Genomic DNA, 16,919 nt, shown 5'->3' with positions numbered 1-16,919 from the left:
GCGCCGGGACGCCCGGGCCCTGGGGCGACCCAGGCACCGGGACGCCCAAGCTCTGGGGCGCTCAGGCCCTGGGGTGCTCAGGCCGGTGTGAACACGACCTCGAAGTCCCGAACGTGGTGGGCGATTTCGCCGGGCGGCAGGACCGCCGCGTCATCCGGCGAGCTGCCGAGGGACCTGGCCTGGCTGACGAACCGCTGGACAGCGGCCCGCTTACGGGCGGCCACCTCTTCCGGCAGCCGGACGAGGGACGCCGACGCCCACGGCACGCGGGGGTCGCCGGGGCGGGCCCAGTGCCACATCCACACGGGATAGAGCAGGCAGGGCACCGACGCCTTACGGGCGGCGGTCAGCGCGGCGCGGCCCGCGGCCTCGTGGTCGCTGTGGACGTCACCGGTCCACGGCGCCAGGCACAGGTCGGCGTCGGACAGCAGCGGCACCAGGGCCGCGGCGACCTCGTCCTCATGGCCCGCCACCTCGGTGTCCGCCACTCTCAGCCGGACGATGTCCTGTGCGTCGGCGCCGAGTTCGGCCAGGGCCTCGCGCAATTCCGCAGCCCGGATGCCGACGAGCTGATGGGACGTGATGGCCGTGCTGTCGGCGTGGGACAGTTCGCCGTCGGTCACCGACACGACGGTGACCGCCACACCGGCCGCGGCGAGCAGCGCGATGCTGCCGCCCACCCCCAGCACCTCGTCGTCGGGGTGCGCGGCCACGACCACCACCCGTCCGGCGGTGGGCAGTTCGGTGTCGGCCAGGTGCGCCCAGCCGTCCCAGGCGCGCCACTGCTCCTCGTCGGTGCCGGGCGCCTGGAGCGGATCGGCGTGCTCGGGAAGTTCGGTGTGCGGGGTGTCGGTGTGCTGCTCGGGGTTGTGCGGGGTGTCGTGCTGGTCCATCAGGATGTCTCCCTACCGGCCACGGGGCCGCCCGGTTCCGCGCGATTGGTTTCCTTGACGCCGTGCGCGATGACGTCGGTGTCGAAGCCGCCCTCGGTGATCAGGCGGGCCAGGTGCGAGATCTTGTGCTGACGCGCTCGGGCGAAGGAGCGCAAAGTGGCGAAGGCCAGGTCGAGGGACATGTTCCAGCGCTCGGCGAGGATGCCCTTGGCCTGTTCGACGATGATCCGGCTGTTGAGCGCGTACTGGAGCTGGTCGCGTTCCGCCTCGGCGTGCGCGAGGGTCCGCCGCTGGAGGATCGCGATGGTGGCCACGACGTCGTGGGACACGTCCGTCACGGTGCGCCCGCTGCCGTACGCGTGGGCCCGCAGCCGCAGCAGGGCGTCGGCGAGGGAGACGGCGAGCTGGACGCTGACCATGCCGGTCGCCTGGTGGACCGCGGCGTGATGGAGGAAGGGGAGGGAAGCCGGCGGGTTCATCGGGCCCCGCGGGTTCACAGGGTCCGCCTCTTGGCGTGCCCGACCGGCACCCTCCAGGAAGTACCTGGTCAGGGCGGCGGCCAGGATCGCCGCGTCGGCGCTCTGCCCGCTGGTCAACGGCCCCGGCGCGCGCCGTACCGCGGTCAGCACCCCGAGTCCGATCCCGCCCATGCGCAGCGGGAAGCAGAAGACCGCGCGCGCCGCCAGGCCGGGCGCCTCCATGACCAGCTCGGGCCAGCGGTCGTGGCGGACGCGGGCCAGATCCGGCACCCGCACCGTCGTACCGCCCACCATGCAGTCGGGTCCCGGGCCCTGCCCCAGTGTGAGCTGGAGGTCTTCGAAGCCGCGCGACACGTCGTCGGAACACCACAGCACCTCGGTCCTGCCCGGCTCGTTCCCCAGCGAGACGGCGACGCCGTCCACCTCAAGGGCCGCGGCGCCCGCCACGGCCACCGCGGGCGACCCCTGGCCGTCCTGGAGCAGACGCAGTGCCTCCGCCAGGCGCTCAGCCGCCATCGGGCACCACCGCATACGGCCTCACATGGCCTCGATTCCCCGAGCGCGGAAGGAACGACGGACGGAGACCGGTCACGCGGTCATCGCGTTCGCGTAAGGGTGAACGGTCATCCGTTCAGCGGTTGTGGGTTCCGCCCGTCACGGCGAGGTGGTCCGCGGGAGATCCGCGGCCCCGGTGGCGGCATCGCACTCAACCGACTGCGCCAGGGGCAGGGACGCTCCTTCCACCCTACCTCCCGGGTGTCCGCGGGCACCCTGACGTCAGACCGTGCGCCCGGCCGGGAGGTCGGCGGCACGGCGCAGTACCGACCGCAGTTCCCTGTCCGCCACGGGCGCCGGCACCCCGATACGACAGCGCCACCGCCGCCGCCACCGCGTCGACCGCCCGCTCCGGATCGCGGCACAGCAACAGCGCCAGCGAGAACAGCGCGTCCGCGTGCCGTTCGTACCCGCCCAGGTCGTACGCGCCCAGCGCGCCGCTCGCCGGATTCCGCCCATGGGGGTGCTGCGTCAAAGCCCTCACCTGCTCAAACCGTACGTTCGGACAACCGCCGGGGGCAGGGGCGCACCCCGTACGCCATCCCCCTCCCCACGCCCCCGCCAGCACCCCGAACCGGGACCGGTGGGGGTTATTCGAAGAACTTCAGGCTGAAGCCGGTGTCGGAGGTGGGGCCGGGGACGTTGGCGCGGGAGTAGGTGGTGTTGCCCCACCAGCAGAAGGTGCCGGTGAACCAGTAGCGGTTGGACCAGGAGTAGGGGGTGCCCTTGGGGACGGCGGTGAACATGAGGGGGAAGCGGGGGCCGGCGGGCGGGCTGGTGCCGATGTCGCCGTTGAGGAGGACGAAGCTGTGGGAGCCGGGGCCGTTGACGTAGAGGGTGGGGTCCCAGCCGGACATCATGGTGGCGGCGTGCGCGCCGAACAGGCAGCCGTTGGACTTGTACCAGTCCCAGACGTACGTCGGGTCACCGCCGGAGCGCAGCCGCAGATCGGCCATGCAGTACTGGTCGCTCCAGCTCCCGTTGGCCGAATAGACGATGTGGAGCTGCCCGTTGGGGTCCTTGACGGCGGCGGGCGCCTCGTTGATGTACGGGTTGCCGACGACGCGCTCCCAGCTCTCGCGCGGCTGGGAGATGATGTAGCGCGCGCCGGTCGGCGCGGTGGGGCTGCTCATCCGGACGATATACAGGTTCTGTTCGACGTTCGTATCGCCCGCCCAGCCCGACCAGACGAACCAGCGCTGCCCGTTGAAGGTGAAGAGGTTCCCGTCGATGGCCCATTTGTCGTTGGGCAGGGCCAGTTGGGTCTCGGCGCCGTAGCCGCTGTCGGCGGTCGCCGAGCTGATGACGTACATCCGGTGCGCGGCTCCGGCGCCCGACGTGAAGTAGATGTAGTACCGGCCGCCGTCCACCACGATCTCCGGGGCCCACACCTCACCGCGGCCCTTGGTGTCCGACCAGACCTTGCGGGAGGCCGCCGCGCCGAGGGCGTCGGGCGACGACGCCTTCCGTACGGCGATGCCGCCGCCCGACGTCTCGGCCGAGATGTACGTGCCGCCGACCCGGATCACGCTCGGGTCGGCGTTGTGGATGGTGGTCTGGGACGCCTGGGCGGGCGCGGAACACAGCACGGCCAGCAGGGCGAGTACGGCCGCGAGGGCTGCGCACACGGTGCCGGCCAGGGCACCCCGGCCGGTGCCGGACGAACCGCCCAGACCGGTGCCGGACAAACCGCCCGGGCCGGTGCCGGACGAACCGCCCCGGCCGCCGCCTGCCAAGGCACTGTGGAGACTTCGCAGAAGCTTCATAGTCCCGTTCCATGGTCGGGCCTCCGCTTCGACGCCGGGCGGGCGGTGGAGCGCCCGCCGAGGGACGACGTCCGGTCAGAACCGCATCGGAGGGGGGAACTTGGCGCTCTGACCGCTTGAATCCCACCGTTTCCACCGCTCCCGCACAAGGGTCAACACCGGTGGTAGCACGTTCCAACAGCATCGCGAGTGACCGTGGGCATGTCAATCACCCAAGGCGGTACGACTCGGCCGGTCAACCCGTACTCCCCCGCGCCCCATTGACACCATCCGCCCCGGATCACCATCATGTGCACGCCACACGTGTTCGCGTATGCCGCAAATGCCCCCTCCGCACGCACCACCGCGCAGCCGGACCCGCCCTGCCGGGGCACCGCCAGAGCACGCTCAGAGCGCCACCGGCAGCACGGCCCGCCCCCACCGGACCGTCAGGAGAAGCCCCGTGCCCAACGTCGACCGCCGAAGGTTCCTGCAACTCGCCGGAGCCACCGCCGCCGCGTCCGTCCTCACCGGCGGCATCGCCAAGGCCGCCTCGATCCCGGCCGCCGCGGGAACCGGCACCCTCCAGGACGTCGAGCACATCGTCGTCCTGATGCAGGAGAACCGCTCCTTCGACCACTACTTCGGCACCCTGCGCGGCGTGCGCGGCTTCGGCGACCCCCGCCCGGCCACCCTCCCCAGCGGCAAGTCCGTCTTCCACCAGGCGGACGCCGCCGGGCACGAGACGCTCCCCTTCCGGCCGAACATCGACAACCTCGGCCTCCAGTTCCTCCGCGACCTCGACCACAGTTGGTACGGCACCCACCAGGCGTGGAACGGCGGCAACTACGACCGCTGGATCCCGGCCAAGACCACCACGACGATGGCGCACCTCACCCGCCAGGACATCCCGTACCACTACGCGCTCGCCGACGCGTTCACCATCTGCGACGCCTACCACTGCTCGATGCTCAGCTCCACCGACCCCAACCGGTACTACATGTACACGGGTTACTCGGGCAACGACGGCAAGGGCGGCGGCCCGGTGCTGGGCAACGAGGAGGCCGGGTACGGCTGGACCACCTTCCCCGAGATCCTGGAGCGGGCGGGCGTCTCCTGGAAGGTCTACCAGGACACCGGCACCGGCCTGAACTCCGGCGGCGGCTGGGGCTGGACGAGCGACCCCTTCATCGGCAACTACGGCGACAACTCCCTGCTGTACTTCAACCAGTACCGCAACGCCCAGTCCGGCAGCGCCCTGTACGACAAGGCCCGCACCGGCACCTCGGCCCGCAACGGCGACGGCTACTTCGACCGGCTCAGGGCCGACGTCGTGGGCGGCAAACTCCCCCAGGTCTCCTGGATCGCCGCCCCTGAGGCGTTCTGCGAACACCCCAACTGGCCTGCCAATTACGGCGCTTGGTACATCTCCCAGGTGCTGGACGCGCTCACCGCCGACCCCGACGTGTGGAGCCGTACCGCCGTCTTCCTCACGTACGACGAGAACGACGGCTTCTTCGACCACGTCGTGCCGCCCTTCCCGCCCGCCTCCGCCGCGCGCGGGCTGTCCACCGCCGACGTCACCCAGGACCTCTACACAGGCGGGCTCTCCGGTTACGCGGCCGGGCCGTACGGGCTCGGGCCGCGCGTGCCGATGCTGGTGCTCTCGCCCTGGAGCACGGGCGGCTGGGTCTGCTCGCAGACCTTCGACCACACCTCGATCGTGCAGTTCATCGAGAAGCGCTTCGGTGTGCGCAACCCGAACGTCTCACCCTGGCGCCGCGCGGTCTGCGGCGACCTCACCGCCGCCTTCGACTTCACCCGCAGCAACGCCGCCGCGCCCGCGCTCCCCGGCACCGGCGGCTACGTACCGCCGAACCACAACAACCCCGGCGACTACGTCCCCACCCCGCCCGCCACCGGCGCCGTCCCGCGCCAGGAACCGGGCCTGCGCAACGCCCGCCCGCTGCCGTACGACCTGGCCGCCGACACCCAACCCGCGGGCGGACGCTTCCAGTTCACCTTCCGCAACTTCGGCACGGCGGGCGCCGCCTTCCTCGTCACCTCCGCGGTCCGCTCCGACGGCCCCTGGCCGTACACCGTCGAGGCGGGCAAATCCCTGGTCGACACCTGGCTGATGCCCGCCGCCTCCGACCGCTACGACTTCTCCGTCCACGGCCCCAACGGCTTCCTGCGCCGCATGGCCGGCACCGCGGGCTCCATCGGCCCCGAGGTGACCGCCCGCCACACCCCCGCCACCGGCCAGGTCACCCTCGTCTTCAGCAACCCCACCGGCGCCCCCGTCACCTTCAACGCCACCGACGCCTACGCCCCCACCGCCCACTACACCTACACCGTGGCCGCCGGCGCCTCCCGCACCGTCCCCGCCTGGGGCGTCCCGGCCGGCAACCACTGGTACGACATCACCGTCACCACCACCACCGACCCCGCCTACCTCCGCCGCTTCGCCGCCCACGTGGAAACCGGCACCCCCAGCACCAGCGACCCGGCAACATCAACAACCTGAGGACCCCGCGGCGGCGCGAGTCCGTCCGGATCCCGCGCATCCCGGTCCGCCGGACGAGCCATGGATCTGGTCCGCCCGGCTGAACCGCCCGCCGCGGACGGTCAGTTGTTGATGGTCTGGATCTCCCGGACCGTCACCTCTCGCGGGTCGCCGACCCTGCCGTCGGGCAGGGCGTAGGGGCCGCCGCTCGAACCCGTCCAGCTCACATGCCAGTTGACGGAGACATCGAGCTGGTACGGCGGGGTGTTCTGCGTCGAGCGCAGGTACGTCACGCCGCAGGGAGGGGCTGCCTTCGGGTCGCCGTTGTAGGCGGCGCCGACCTTGCCGTCGGGTCCGATCGGGCAGTCGCCGGAGGACGGGAAGACGGTGGCGTCGGAGGTGCCGGGGGTGATGTGCACGGCGGACGGCTCCGCGGTGGTCTCGGCCCAGATCTCCCGGCCGCCGCCCAGGTCCACCGACGCCCGCACCTTCACCGGCGTGTACGCCTGTCGCAGGGTCACCCAGGTGGGGATGTTGACCGTCTGCGGGCCCGCGGGATTGGTCACGATCCTCACGCCGGGTACGTGGGTGTGGGCGAAGGCGAGCTTGGAGAGCATTTCCGGGGTGATCACATGCCCGGTCCCGGCAGGCGGCATCTGGCCGTTGGGCACCCACCTCGGCGTCTGGTCGTTGCAGCCCATCTGCGCCGACGGGTCGGCGTCCGGATTGACAGTCACCAGCCACCACATTCCCTTGCCGGCCTCGGCGCTGTTGAAGTCCTTGTAGCCCTTGTCCCCGCCGGGGTAGTCCAGCCCGTTCTGGTAGTGGTCCCGGTCCATCCCCATGGCGGTACGGAAAGTGCCGTGCACCTGGGGCAGTTCGTCGTTGAAGTTCTTCGTGTACTCCGCCTTGAACTGCTCGGGGGTGTACTTCGGCCCGAACCAGCAAGGCGGCGGCGCCCAGTTGACGTTGACCGACGCCAACGGTCGGCTCGCGCCGCTCGGCCTGCCCGTGGGATACGTCAGCCGGTACCCCTGGGCGATGGCCTCCAGGTTTCCGCCGCTGTCACCCGATCCCTTTCCACCCGAACCCTTTCCACCCGACGGCGGCAAACCGGTGTCGTCGAAGGCGTAACCCGGTGCCGCCGCGAGTAACACGATGAGCGCCGCGAGGGGCAGCGCGCGGCGGAGTGACCCCGTACCCGTCATTGCTTGCACTCCAACGCCCTTTCCTTGGTGGTGATCGACTGTGCTCGCCAGAGCTGCGTGCCGGGCCGGAACAGGCTGAGCACCAGTTGGTACGACACGTAGTTGCGGTCGTCAGCGCCGGTGACGTGCACCTTCCCGGTCCCGATCTCCTTGCTGAACAGCTTCGACTGGTCCTCGCAGAAGGTGACTTCGGCCGCCGAGTTCTTGGCGAGGAGCTTGACGGCGGGCCGGAAGAAGCGGTCGGTACCGGTCACCGTCTTCTTCGCGTCGATGTGCATCTGGACGTACTGCTTCGCGTAGCTGTACGCGTCGCCTTCCGCGTACGTGTTCAGGGCCCCGCCCTTCACGCTCTGCTCGACCACGCCGTGCGTCATCGACTGCATGAAGTCGGCCGACGCGGTCAGGACCCCGGCCTCGGCGTCGTCCGCCGGAAGCCGCCAGTCGAAGTCGAGCTTCAGGTCCGCGGGGAGCGCGAGCGCCGGGTCGACGGTCAACACCCCACCCGTCGCCGTCGGTTGCGCCGATGTCGCGGTCGCCGTCGCTGTGGCCGGGGGCGCCGTGGTCGGGGAAATCTTGCTGTCGCCGCCACCTGAGCCGCCGCCGCAGGCGGAGAGCGTCAACGCGGCGGTCGCCGCGAGAGCCGCGACGGGAAATGCTGAGCGGGCTCGCATGGTCGAAGTCTCCCGATCGGTTGTCCGTGGGCACCGTTCGGGGCGTCGGCGAAAAGGCCCCCTCGGACCCCGCACGCCTGACCCCCCGTATCCGCCACCCACGGTAGCGAAGAGAACGCGTGAGGTTCGAGAGTGCTCCCGCGCTCAGCGCGTCACGATCGCGTCACTGCGCGGGGACACGACGGCTGCGGTGCCGGCATCCGGAGTCACAGGGCGATCAGGCCCGCTGGGGTGGGGCGGAAGCCGCAGGTGTCGAGGTAGAAGGGGCGGAGGTGGGGCTCGAAGTCGACGTGGAGCCATTCGCAGTGGGCGGCGCGGGCGTGGTGGGCGGCGGTGGCGACGAGGTGGGCGCCGACGCCCTTCGAGCGGTGGGGCCGGGAGACGACGGTGTCCAGGAGGAAGGCGTGGGCGCCGCCGTCCCAGATGACGTTGACGAAGCCGATGAGGCGGGTGTCGTCGTGGGCGCAGACCCAGCCGAGGCTGTGGCGTTCGAGGCGGGCGCGCCAGTCGGTGCGGGCGGGCGGGCCGCCGAAGCCGTCGGCGTGAAGGGAGTTGAGGGCTTCGTTGTCGACGTGGCCGCGCCACTCGTAGGTGATCGTCACGCCGCGATCGTACGGTCGGCGGCGCGGGCGAAGGTGACGGTGACGGCCAGGCCGCCGGGGTGAGTGGGGCGGGCGGTGAGCGTGGCGTGGTGGGCGGTGGCGATGGAGCGGACGATCGCGAGGCCGAGTCCGTGGCCGGACGCGGGTGAGGCGCTGGTGCGGTCGGGGGCGAGACGGCGGAAGGGCTCGAAGAGGCCGGGCACGCGGTCGGCGGGCACCGGATCGCCGCCACCGCCGTCCCCGGCGCCGCCGTACTCCGGCTCACCCCGCGCACGATCCTCACGAAGGGCAAGTGACCTCATATGAAACGGAATTCGGGCACCTCACGGACTCCGCGCGAGTCCCGGGCCGCCGCTACGGCGGCAGGCGCGACCCCCGACGCCGCCCCCGAGGCCGCCTCCGGCGCCACCTCCGACGCCGTCCCCGCCGCTCCCCCCGTCCTCCAACTCTCCGCCGTCAGCCACACCTACCAGAGCCAGCGGCGCAAGACCACCGTGCTCCGGCAGATCGACGTGTCCTTCGAGCGGGGCACGTTCTCCACCATCCTCGGCCCCTCGGGCAGCGGCAAGACCACCCTGCTCAGCCTGGCCAGCGGCCTGGACAGCCCCACCACGGGCACCTTCCGCTTCGACGGGCGGGACATCGCGTCCATCGGCCTCGGCCGCTACCGCAACAAGCACGCCGCCACGGTCTTCCAGCAGTACAACCTGCTGCCGTACATGACGGCCCTTCAGAACGTCGTCACCGCGATGGAGATCACCGGCGCCAGGCCCGCCACCGGGCGGCGCAAAGCCCGCGCGCTCGACATCCTGGCCGGCGTCGGCCTCGACCCCGACGCCGCGCACCGCAATGTGCTCAAGCTCTCCGGCGGGCAGCAGCAGCGCGTCGCCATCGCCCGGGCCCTGGCCTGCGACGTCGACATCCTCTTCGCCGACGAACCCACGGGCAACCTCGACGAGGACACCGCCGACAGCATCATCGACATCTTCCGCGACCTGGCGCACATCCAGCACAAGTGCGTCATCGTCGTGACCCACAGCCAGACCCTCGCCGCCCGCTCCGACCGCACCCTCACCCTCCGCAAGGGCAAAGTCACGACGACGCGGGCCGCCTGAGCCTGTCAGTGGCTCCCTATAGCGTCAGCCCATGACCGAAACCTCGACGCTGGACCCGCTCACGTTCTTCGAGTACGACCACGACCCGGGCAACTACTGCCTGCTGCTCAGCGACACCGACATGGTCCCCTTCATGGACGTCTTCGAGGAGTGCGAGCAGCACGGCAGCGGCTACGGCTGGACGGGCGTCGCCCGCTCGGCCATCCGCTCCCGCGCGCCCGAACTCCTCGACCGCGTCTCCTTCGACCCCGAAGCGGGCATGTTCGTCGCCTACGGCACGGACCCCGAAGCGCTCCAGGCCCTGGGCGCCCTGCTCAAGGAGGCCCTGACCGACAAGGCGGTCCTCAAGCACCTGATAGAGACCGGCGATCCGGCCTGGTTCGACTGAACTAGGCCGCCGCGGGACCCCGTTCCCCCGCCCTCCGCCCGTGACGGACCCCCGAACCCCCGGACCCCCGGAATCACCGCATCCGCGTCAAGAAGTCGTATGAGACGTGTAAATTGGTCGCTGGTGTGCCGGGAAGTCTGGTCGGCGAATACGAGAGAACTCTCTTCGCTGATCGGGGGCACCGTCCGTGGTAGTCGTGACGTGGATACGGGCGGAACACGCGGTGCCGGATGAGTGACTGGCACGCGTGGGCGGCCGTCGCCGTCTTCTTCGGGACCTACGCGCTGATCATCAGCGAACGCGTCCACCGGGTGGCTGCGGCGCTCGGCGGCGCCGGACTGATGCTCGCGATCGGCGCGACCGACGACGTCTCCGCCTTCTACTCCGAAGACTCCGGCATCGACTGGAACGTCATCTTCCTGCTGCTGGGCATGATGATGATCGTCGGCGTGCTCAAGCGCACCGGCCTCTTCGAGTACCTCGCGATCTGGTCGGTGAAGCGGGCGCGGGCCAAACCGTTCCGCGTGATGGTGATGCTCATCGTCGTCACCGCCACCGCCTCCGCGCTGCTGGACAACGTGACGACGGTGCTGCTCGTCGCGCCCGTCACCCTGCTGGTCTGCGAACGCCTCGCCCTGCCGTCCGCGCCGTTCCTGATCGCGGAGGTCTTCGCCGCGAACATCGGCGGGGTCGCGACGCTCGTCGGCGACCCGCCCAACATCATCATCGCCAGCCGCGCGGGACTGACCTTCAACGACTTCCTCGTCCATCTGGCACCGCTGGCCGTGGTGTTGGTGCTCGTGCTGATCGGCCTGTCACGCGTGATGTTCCGCTCGGCGTTCGACGGGGACGCCGACCGCGCGCTGGCGGTCATGGCGCTGGACGAGCGCGAGGCGATACGCGACCCGCGGATGCTCCGGCAGGGCCTGGCCGTACTCGCCCTCGTCATCGCCGGTTTCGTCCTGCACCCGGTGCTGCACCTCGAACCGAGCGTCGTGGCCCTGCTCGGCGCGGGACTGCTCGTCGCGGTGTCCCGGGCGAACACCGGCGAGGTGCTGACCGAGGTCGAGTGGCCCACCCTCGCCTTCTTCGCCGGGCTGTTCGTCATGATCGGCGGCCTGATCGACACCGGTGTCATCGGCGAGGTCTCCGACGCCCTCGCCAACGCCGTCGGCGACCGGGAACTCGGCGGCTCCATGCTGATGCTCGGCGCGTCCGCCGTCCTGTCCGGCGTCGTCGACAACATCCCGTACGTCGCCACGATGGCGCCCGTCGCCGCCGACCTCGTCCGTCACCTGGGCGGCGACCCCGACCACGTCATGTGGTGGGCGCTGACCCTCGGCGCCGACCTCGGCGGCAATGCCACCGCGATCGGCGCCTCGGCCAACGTCGTCGTGCTCGGCATCGCCGAACGCGCCCGACAGCCCATCTCGTTCTGGCAGTTCACCCGCTACGGCCTGGTCGTCACCGCCGCCACCGTCGCCGTATCGGCCCTCTATCTGTGGCTGCGCTACTTCGCGCTGGCGTGACCGCAAGCTGTACCGGAAGCCGTAGCGGAAGCCGTACGGGACCGGGAGCTCACGTCGTCGTGCAGACCGTGCCGTTGAGGGTGAAGACGGTCGGCGGGGGCGCCGCGCCGTCGTTGGCCCCGGTGAAGCCGAAGGAGGCGGAGTTGCCGCCGTTGGCGGCGAGCGTCGCGTTCCAGTCGACCGGGGTGGCCACGACCTGCCTGCCGGTCTGCGTGACCTTGGAGTTCCAGAAGCCGGACACGGACTCGCCCGCGCTGGGGAAGGCGAAGGCGAGCGTCCAGCCGGTGATCGGGCTCGGGCCGGTGTTGGTGACGGTCACCTCGGCGTTGAAGCCGTTGCCCCAGCCCGCGGTGGTGCGGTAGCCGACCTGGCAGGTCGAGTGCGCGGGGGTGCCGGTGCGTACGGTCACCGGGTCGGACGGCGGCGACAGCCGGCCGTTGGCGTCCCGCGCCAGGACGTTCCAGGTGAAGGTCGTACCGGGCGTGAGGTTGTGGACGGTCGCGGAGGTGCCCGTGCTGTCGGCCAGCAGCTCGCTGACCGTGCCGACCTGCCGGTAGACCTCGTAACGGGTCACCGCGCCGCCGGTCGACGGCGTCCAGCTCACGGTGGCGGTGGTGTCCCCGGCCGCGGTCACCTTCGGCGCGCCGGGCGCGGTCAGGGCCGAGCCCGTACCGGCCTTGGGGTGCAGGGTGACGGTGGTCAACGAGTAGGGCGGCAGCGTCTGTTGGGCGCTGTAGGCCGACGTGACGGTGTCGATCGCGGCGGCCTGGTCGCGGTAGGTGTCCACGGTCACCCCTGCCGACGTGTCGGGGGTGAAGCCGGTGTAGTGCAGGGCCACGGTCCGCGCCGCCGACGGGTCCTTGTTGATCAGCAGCACGCTCAGGTCGCCGTTCGCGCGGCGCACGGCGTGCGCCGCGACCGTCGCGGCACCGCTGCCCGCGCCGACCATCCGGTCCCCCGGCCGCCCGAGCCGGCTCAGCATCTGGATCGCGTAGTACGGCGGGAACGGCGTGTTGAGCGCGGGCTCGCACACCGTGCCGACGCAGTTCGCGCTGGACAGCACTCCCCAATCGCCGTAATCGGTCGCGCCGTTGGGCGACGTCGAGATCTGCTGGGCGCCGTTGTGCGTGTCCCACCAGTCGACGGTGAACACCCCGTTCTGAAGGGCGGTCAGATACGCGTCCGCGCCGAACAGCGCGTTCGGCTGCGTGTCCACGTCCCGGCCGCCGTTGACCTCGGTGAGCGCGATGGGGGTGTCGCCCGCGCCCGCCGCGGTCAACTGGTCCTTCAACTGGCCGAGTTCACCGGCAAGCTGCGAGGGCGTGTTGAGCATCTGCGCGGTGTCCGACGTGCTCGGGTACCAGTGGACGATCACGAAGTCGGCCTTGCCCGCGATCAGCGGGATGACCGTGTGGTTCCAGTCGGCGCTCTCGCCGTCGGCCATCACGCCGTCCGGCCAGTTGCCCGGCATGGTCAGCACCGCCCCGACCTTCACCGTCGGATCCACGGCCTTCATCGCCGACACGTACTGGAGCACGTTGTTCGCGTACGCGGCGGGCGACTTGTCGGCGTGATCGTCCTGCTCCCAGCCGGAGCCGTAATGCCCGTTCCCGTACAGCTCGTTGCCCACCTCCCAGAACTTCGCGCCGTACCCCTTGGTGACGTTGGCGTACCGCACCCAGTCCGCGGCCTCCTGCGGTGTGCCGGAGCCGTAGTTGGCGATGAGCATCGGCTGGGCGCCGATCTTCTTGACCGTGCCCATGAACGCGTCGAAGTCCGTGCCGGGCGCCACGTATCCGCCGGGCGCGGTGTTCGTCCGCCAATGGTAGATGTCGCCGTACGAGCCGCCGGGGTAGCGCAGCATTCCGACGTCGGCGGCCTGGAGCAGGTCCTGGACCTGCGGCTCGTTCATCTGCGCGTCCCACACGGCGCTGTTGAGGCCGTACGCCGTGCCGGGGATCGTCCCCAGGCCCTCGTTGGCGTTGACGGTGACGTCCGCGGGCGCCGCGGGCGGGTCGTCGGCCCGCGCGGTGGCGCCGCCGAGCAGCAGTGTGCCGAGGAGCGCGGCGGCGGAGGCCGCGGCCACGAGCGGGCGGCGGCGCCCGCGTAAGGGCTGGGGGCCGGGGGGCATGACAAGACGCACGGCGTACTCACCTTCGGGAGGCGGGATGTGGGGGGTCGTGCCGCGTACGCGTGGGAGCGCTCCCACAATGCGGGCGACCGCCCCCACTGTCAATGGTTCGCACGCCCCCGTCCGGGGCGGTGGCCGGGCGCGACGCGGGTCGCGCGGCGGTTCATGCACGCGGGGAAGTTCGTCTCGCACGGCGACCGGCGCGTCGAGCACCTCAGCGGCGACGGCACCGTCCGCGCCACGGTCGCCTTCGCGCCGGGCGAGGCGCCCGTCACGCTCCACGGCTACGCCCCCCCCCCGCAAGCCCGCCGTGGCCGCCACCACCGGCTCCGTCGGCTCCGTCGGCTCCGTCGGCTACGTCAGCGCAGTCGGCTACGACACCGGCACCGAGCTCTTCCGCTTCACCGCCACCGCCGACCCTGGCGCGTCGGGCAGCAACCGCGCGGCGCTCTCCGTCACGGCTCTCCATCACGGCTCTCCATCACGCCCTGATTCCCGGGGACCGACCCGCCCGGACAAGGCGTATTCAGCGGGGCCGACCGGCCGGTCGGCCCCGCTCTCACGTCCGCGCGCGAGATCTTCCGTGGGTACGCATGTTTGAAAGGCGCGGGCCGGTAAAGGCGGTTGTCGACAGGGACTATCCGGGGGACAGAAGGGGAAGAGGGCGTCGTGGGAATTCTCGCATGGATCATCATCGGATTGCTGGCCGGGGCTATCGCCAAGGCACTGATGCCGGGGCGCGACCCGGGCGGTGTCATCGTGACGATGGTCATCGGCATTCTCGGAGGACTGCTCGGCGGCTGGCTGGGCAAGGTCATCTTCCACGTCCACTCGATCAAGGGCTTCTTCCATCTGTCCACGTGGATCGCGGCCATCGTCGGCTCGCTGATCCTGCTGGTGATCTACCGCGTCGTGACGGATCGACGCCGCGCCTGAGCCCCAGGCGCTCGCGGCCCGCTGACTGATTGGCCGCTGAATCCGGGGGCAGAAGACACTTCAGGAGGTTGATCGTCATGGCAGCGTTGCTCATCGTTCTTCTACTGGCGCTGGTTCTCATCGGCGCAGGCTTCGCCGTGAAACTGCTTTTGTGGATCGGTATCGTGGTACTGGTCCTGTGGGCGCTGGGATTCCTGCTGCGCTCGACCGGCCCGAGCGGCACTCGTGGCCGCTGGTACCGCTGGTAAACGGCCAGGAAGCCAAGCGAAACAGGAAAAGCACTCAGAAATAACGGCACGGCACAGAGCCAGGAAAGAGGAATTCATCATGAGCGACAGCGACAAGGCGAAGGCCAAGGTCGACCAGGTGAAGGGCAAGGCCAAGGAGACCGTCGGTCACGCCGTCGGCAACGAGAGCCTTGAGGCCGAGGGCCGTGCCGACCAGGCCAAGGGCGATGTCCGTCAGGCCGGCGAGAAGGTCAAGGACGCCGCCAAGGACGTCTTCCACAGCAACAAGAGCGACGACTGAGGGCTGAAGCCCCCGCCTCGCCCCTCGCGCCCCCCAGGAGGATCACCTCCCGGGGGGCGCGCGTGTGTCCGCGTACACCCGTCCGCGTACACCCGTCCGCGTACACCCGTCCACGTACACCCGTCCGTGTACGCCCACCCGGGTGGTCTCCGTACGCGCGCGGGCAGGTCGGCGCACACCCCCCTCGCGGCTCCCCCGCGCACCCCTCCGCACGCACTCCCTCGCTTGGCCCCGCGCACGCTCCTTCGCACGGCGCACGGCGCACGGCGCACGGCGCACGGTCACGGCCCGTCGCCCCACGCGCACCACCAGCCACTCACATTCGGCTGAAGATGCCATGGACACGACACTCCAGTGGAGTTAGCGTGGCACCCGCTCACGTTTCGGCGACGTTACGCAGGCGCAGTTGGACAACGTTGTCGAGGCGGGATTCGGGTCGATTCCGGCACCACCGGCCCCACCACGCACTCCCCCCTTCCCCCAAAAGGACTTGGAGTTGTCGCTATGAAGCGATCGGCTGCTCTCCTCGGCGCGTTAGCACTCGCCGCGACCGCCTGGACGGCGGGCGCGGCGCACGCCGCGCCGGCCTCGCCCGCGGGCGTCCGTCAGACGTCCGTCTCCGCCGCGCAGCAGAGCGCGGCGGAGCGTTTCTGGACACCCGAGCGCCTGCGCGGCGCGAAGGACGTGACCGATCTGCCCGCCGCCACGGGCACGGCCGCCGCCCGTACGACGGCGGCGCCCGCCGCCTCGGGTTCCCGCGTGGCGGTCCCGCCGGTCGCGGGGCCGCGCACGACGGCGGGCGGCCGGGTCACCCCGATGTCCTCGCCCACCGCGTGGAACGGCGGCGGCCTGATCAGCACGACCGCGGGCAAGGTGTTCTTCCAGAACTCCTCGGGCGGCACCTTCGCCTGTTCCGCGACCGTCGCCAACGCCGACAACAAGTCGGTGGTCCTCACCGCGGGCCACTGCATCGTCAACGCGGGCACCGGCGAGTCCTACCAGAACTGGGTCTTCATCCCCGGCTACAACCACGGCAACCGCCCGTTCGGCACCTTCTCCGCCCGCGTCCTGTACTGGTGGTCCGGCTACGTCTCGACGGCGGGCAACGCCAACTGGGACTTCGCCTACGCGGTGGTGAACACCGTCAACGGCCGTTCGCTGGTGGACACCGTGGGCGCCGAGGGCATCGCCTTCAACTCGCCGACCGGCCAGCACGTGCACTCCTTCGGCTACGGCGGCTCGGACGCCGAGGGCAACGGCGAGCAGCTCAACCACTGCGAGGGCACGGAGTATCCGGACGCAGGGCGCGGCGACTCCACGATGTGGGGCATCGACTGCGTGCAGACCGGCGGCTCCAGCGGCGGCGGTTTCCTGTCCAACTTCGACACGGGCGCGGGCACGGGGTACCTGGTCGGCAACATCAGCGTCAGCTCGGGCAACAACGAGTACCACCCGTACCTGGGCGAGGAGGCCCTGACGACGTATCAGGCGGCGGGCGCGGCGTGACGCTGCCGCGGCACGGTCCCCGCGCGGCCTGACGCCCGGGGCGGCCTGACGCCGGGGCGGTCTGATGCCGGGGCGGTCTGTCTCTGGTACCGCCTGACGCGGGCGCGGCCCGGCACGGAAGTGGCTC

The 16,919-nt window shown here is 70.9% G+C and carries 16 protein-coding genes; 8 read left to right on the top strand and 8 right to left on the bottom strand.

The genetic code is table 11. The annotated features are described in order from the left end of the window. Positions 1-77: 77 nt before the first annotated feature. The 3 genes from ACIP4Z_RS07635 to ACIP4Z_RS07625 form a co-directional block, all read right to left on the bottom strand. Complete coding sequence (locus tag ACIP4Z_RS07635) at positions 78-893, bottom strand: PIG-L deacetylase family protein (protein WP_401305763.1); 816 nt, start codon at positions 891-893, stop codon at positions 78-80. Beyond that, on the bottom strand, positions 893-1,888 hold the full coding sequence (locus tag ACIP4Z_RS07630; RefSeq protein WP_401305761.1) for an ANTAR domain-containing protein: 996 nt from the start codon (positions 1,886-1,888) through the stop codon (positions 893-895). Before ACIP4Z_RS07630 ends, ACIP4Z_RS07635 begins: the two co-directional genes overlap by 1 nt. A 629-nt stretch (positions 1,889-2,517) precedes the next feature. Continuing rightward, a complete protein-coding gene (locus ACIP4Z_RS07625) occupies positions 2,518-3,693 on the bottom strand; it encodes a glycoside hydrolase family 43 protein (RefSeq protein ID WP_401305759.1) in 1,176 nt (391 codons plus the stop codon). A gap of 442 nt (positions 3,694-4,135) precedes the next feature. Between ACIP4Z_RS07625 and ACIP4Z_RS07620 the strand changes: the two genes are divergently transcribed. Next, the gene (locus ACIP4Z_RS07620) at positions 4,136-6,199 is read left to right on the top strand and encodes a phosphocholine-specific phospholipase C (RefSeq protein WP_391041672.1); all 2,064 of its coding nucleotides are present in this window, start codon (positions 4,136-4,138) and stop codon (positions 6,197-6,199) included. A gap of 101 nt (positions 6,200-6,300) precedes the next feature. Here the strand turns inward: ACIP4Z_RS07620 and ACIP4Z_RS07615 are convergent, their stop codons facing one another. From ACIP4Z_RS07615 to ACIP4Z_RS07600, 4 genes are all read right to left on the bottom strand, one after another. Further along, positions 6,301-7,386, bottom strand: coding sequence for a hypothetical protein (locus ACIP4Z_RS07615; RefSeq protein ID WP_401305756.1), 1,086 nt, complete (start codon positions 7,384-7,386; stop codon positions 6,301-6,303). Next, positions 7,383-7,880 (bottom strand): hypothetical protein, encoded by a 498-nt coding sequence (locus tag ACIP4Z_RS07610; protein WP_401305754.1) that lies wholly within the window; start codon positions 7,878-7,880, stop codon positions 7,383-7,385. The genes ACIP4Z_RS07615 and ACIP4Z_RS07610 overlap by 4 nt, the downstream gene beginning before the upstream one ends. A gap of 383 nt (positions 7,881-8,263) precedes the next feature. Beyond that, a complete protein-coding gene (locus ACIP4Z_RS07605; protein WP_355340012.1) occupies positions 8,264-8,659 on the bottom strand; it encodes a GNAT family N-acetyltransferase in 396 nt (131 codons plus the stop codon). Then, positions 8,656-8,961, bottom strand: a complete 306-nt coding sequence (locus ACIP4Z_RS07600; protein ID WP_401305752.1) for an ATP-binding protein — start codon at positions 8,959-8,961, stop codon at positions 8,656-8,658. Before ACIP4Z_RS07600 ends, ACIP4Z_RS07605 begins: the two co-directional genes overlap by 4 nt. Here ACIP4Z_RS07600 and ACIP4Z_RS07595 point away from each other — a divergent pair, their 5' ends adjacent. The 3 genes from ACIP4Z_RS07595 to ACIP4Z_RS07585 all read left to right on the top strand — a co-directional run bounded on the left by ACIP4Z_RS07595 (position 8,962) and on the right by ACIP4Z_RS07585 (position 11,691). Further along, entirely contained in the window at positions 8,962-9,774 is an 813-nt protein-coding gene (locus ACIP4Z_RS07595; protein WP_401305750.1) for an ABC transporter ATP-binding protein, read from the top strand. Positions 9,775-9,805: 31 nt separating this feature from the next. Beyond that, a complete protein-coding gene (locus ACIP4Z_RS07590) occupies positions 9,806-10,162 on the top strand; it encodes an immunity 51 family protein (RefSeq protein ID WP_401305748.1) in 357 nt (118 codons plus the stop codon). 230 nt (positions 10,163-10,392) lie between these two features. After that, positions 10,393-11,691, top strand: coding sequence for an SLC13 family permease (locus ACIP4Z_RS07585; protein WP_391041689.1), 1,299 nt, complete (start codon positions 10,393-10,395; stop codon positions 11,689-11,691). Between the two features lie 49 nt (positions 11,692-11,740). Here the strand turns inward: ACIP4Z_RS07585 and ACIP4Z_RS07580 are convergent, their stop codons facing one another. After that, positions 11,741-13,834, bottom strand: a complete 2,094-nt coding sequence (locus ACIP4Z_RS07580) for a cellulose binding domain-containing protein (protein WP_401305746.1) — start codon at positions 13,832-13,834, stop codon at positions 11,741-11,743. 657 nt (positions 13,835-14,491) lie between these two features. Here ACIP4Z_RS07580 and ACIP4Z_RS07575 point away from each other — a divergent pair. From ACIP4Z_RS07575 to ACIP4Z_RS07560, 4 genes are all read left to right on the top strand, one after another. Next, on the top strand, positions 14,492-14,758 hold the full coding sequence (locus ACIP4Z_RS07575; RefSeq protein WP_355339983.1) for a GlsB/YeaQ/YmgE family stress response membrane protein: 267 nt from the start codon (positions 14,492-14,494) through the stop codon (positions 14,756-14,758). 77 nt (positions 14,759-14,835) lie between these two features. Then, on the top strand, positions 14,836-15,006 hold the full coding sequence (locus ACIP4Z_RS07570) for a hydrophobic protein (RefSeq protein ID WP_355339981.1): 171 nt from the start codon (positions 14,836-14,838) through the stop codon (positions 15,004-15,006). Between the two features lie 79 nt (positions 15,007-15,085). Beyond that, positions 15,086-15,286 (top strand): CsbD family protein, encoded by a 201-nt coding sequence (locus ACIP4Z_RS07565; protein ID WP_355339978.1) that lies wholly within the window; start codon positions 15,086-15,088, stop codon positions 15,284-15,286. 504 nt (positions 15,287-15,790) lie between these two features. Then, positions 15,791-16,792 carry a trypsin-like serine peptidase gene (locus ACIP4Z_RS07560; RefSeq protein WP_401305743.1) on the top strand — a complete coding sequence of 334 codons (1,002 nt, stop codon included), beginning with the start codon at positions 15,791-15,793 and terminating at the stop codon, positions 16,790-16,792. The last annotated feature ends 127 nt before the right edge of the window (positions 16,793-16,919 follow it).

It is taken from the genome of Streptomyces sp. NPDC088910, assembly GCF_044749865.1.
Lineage (GTDB): Bacteria > Actinomycetota > Actinomycetes > Streptomycetales > Streptomycetaceae > Actinacidiphila.
This window is presented reverse-complemented; position numbering and strand designations above follow the sequence as displayed.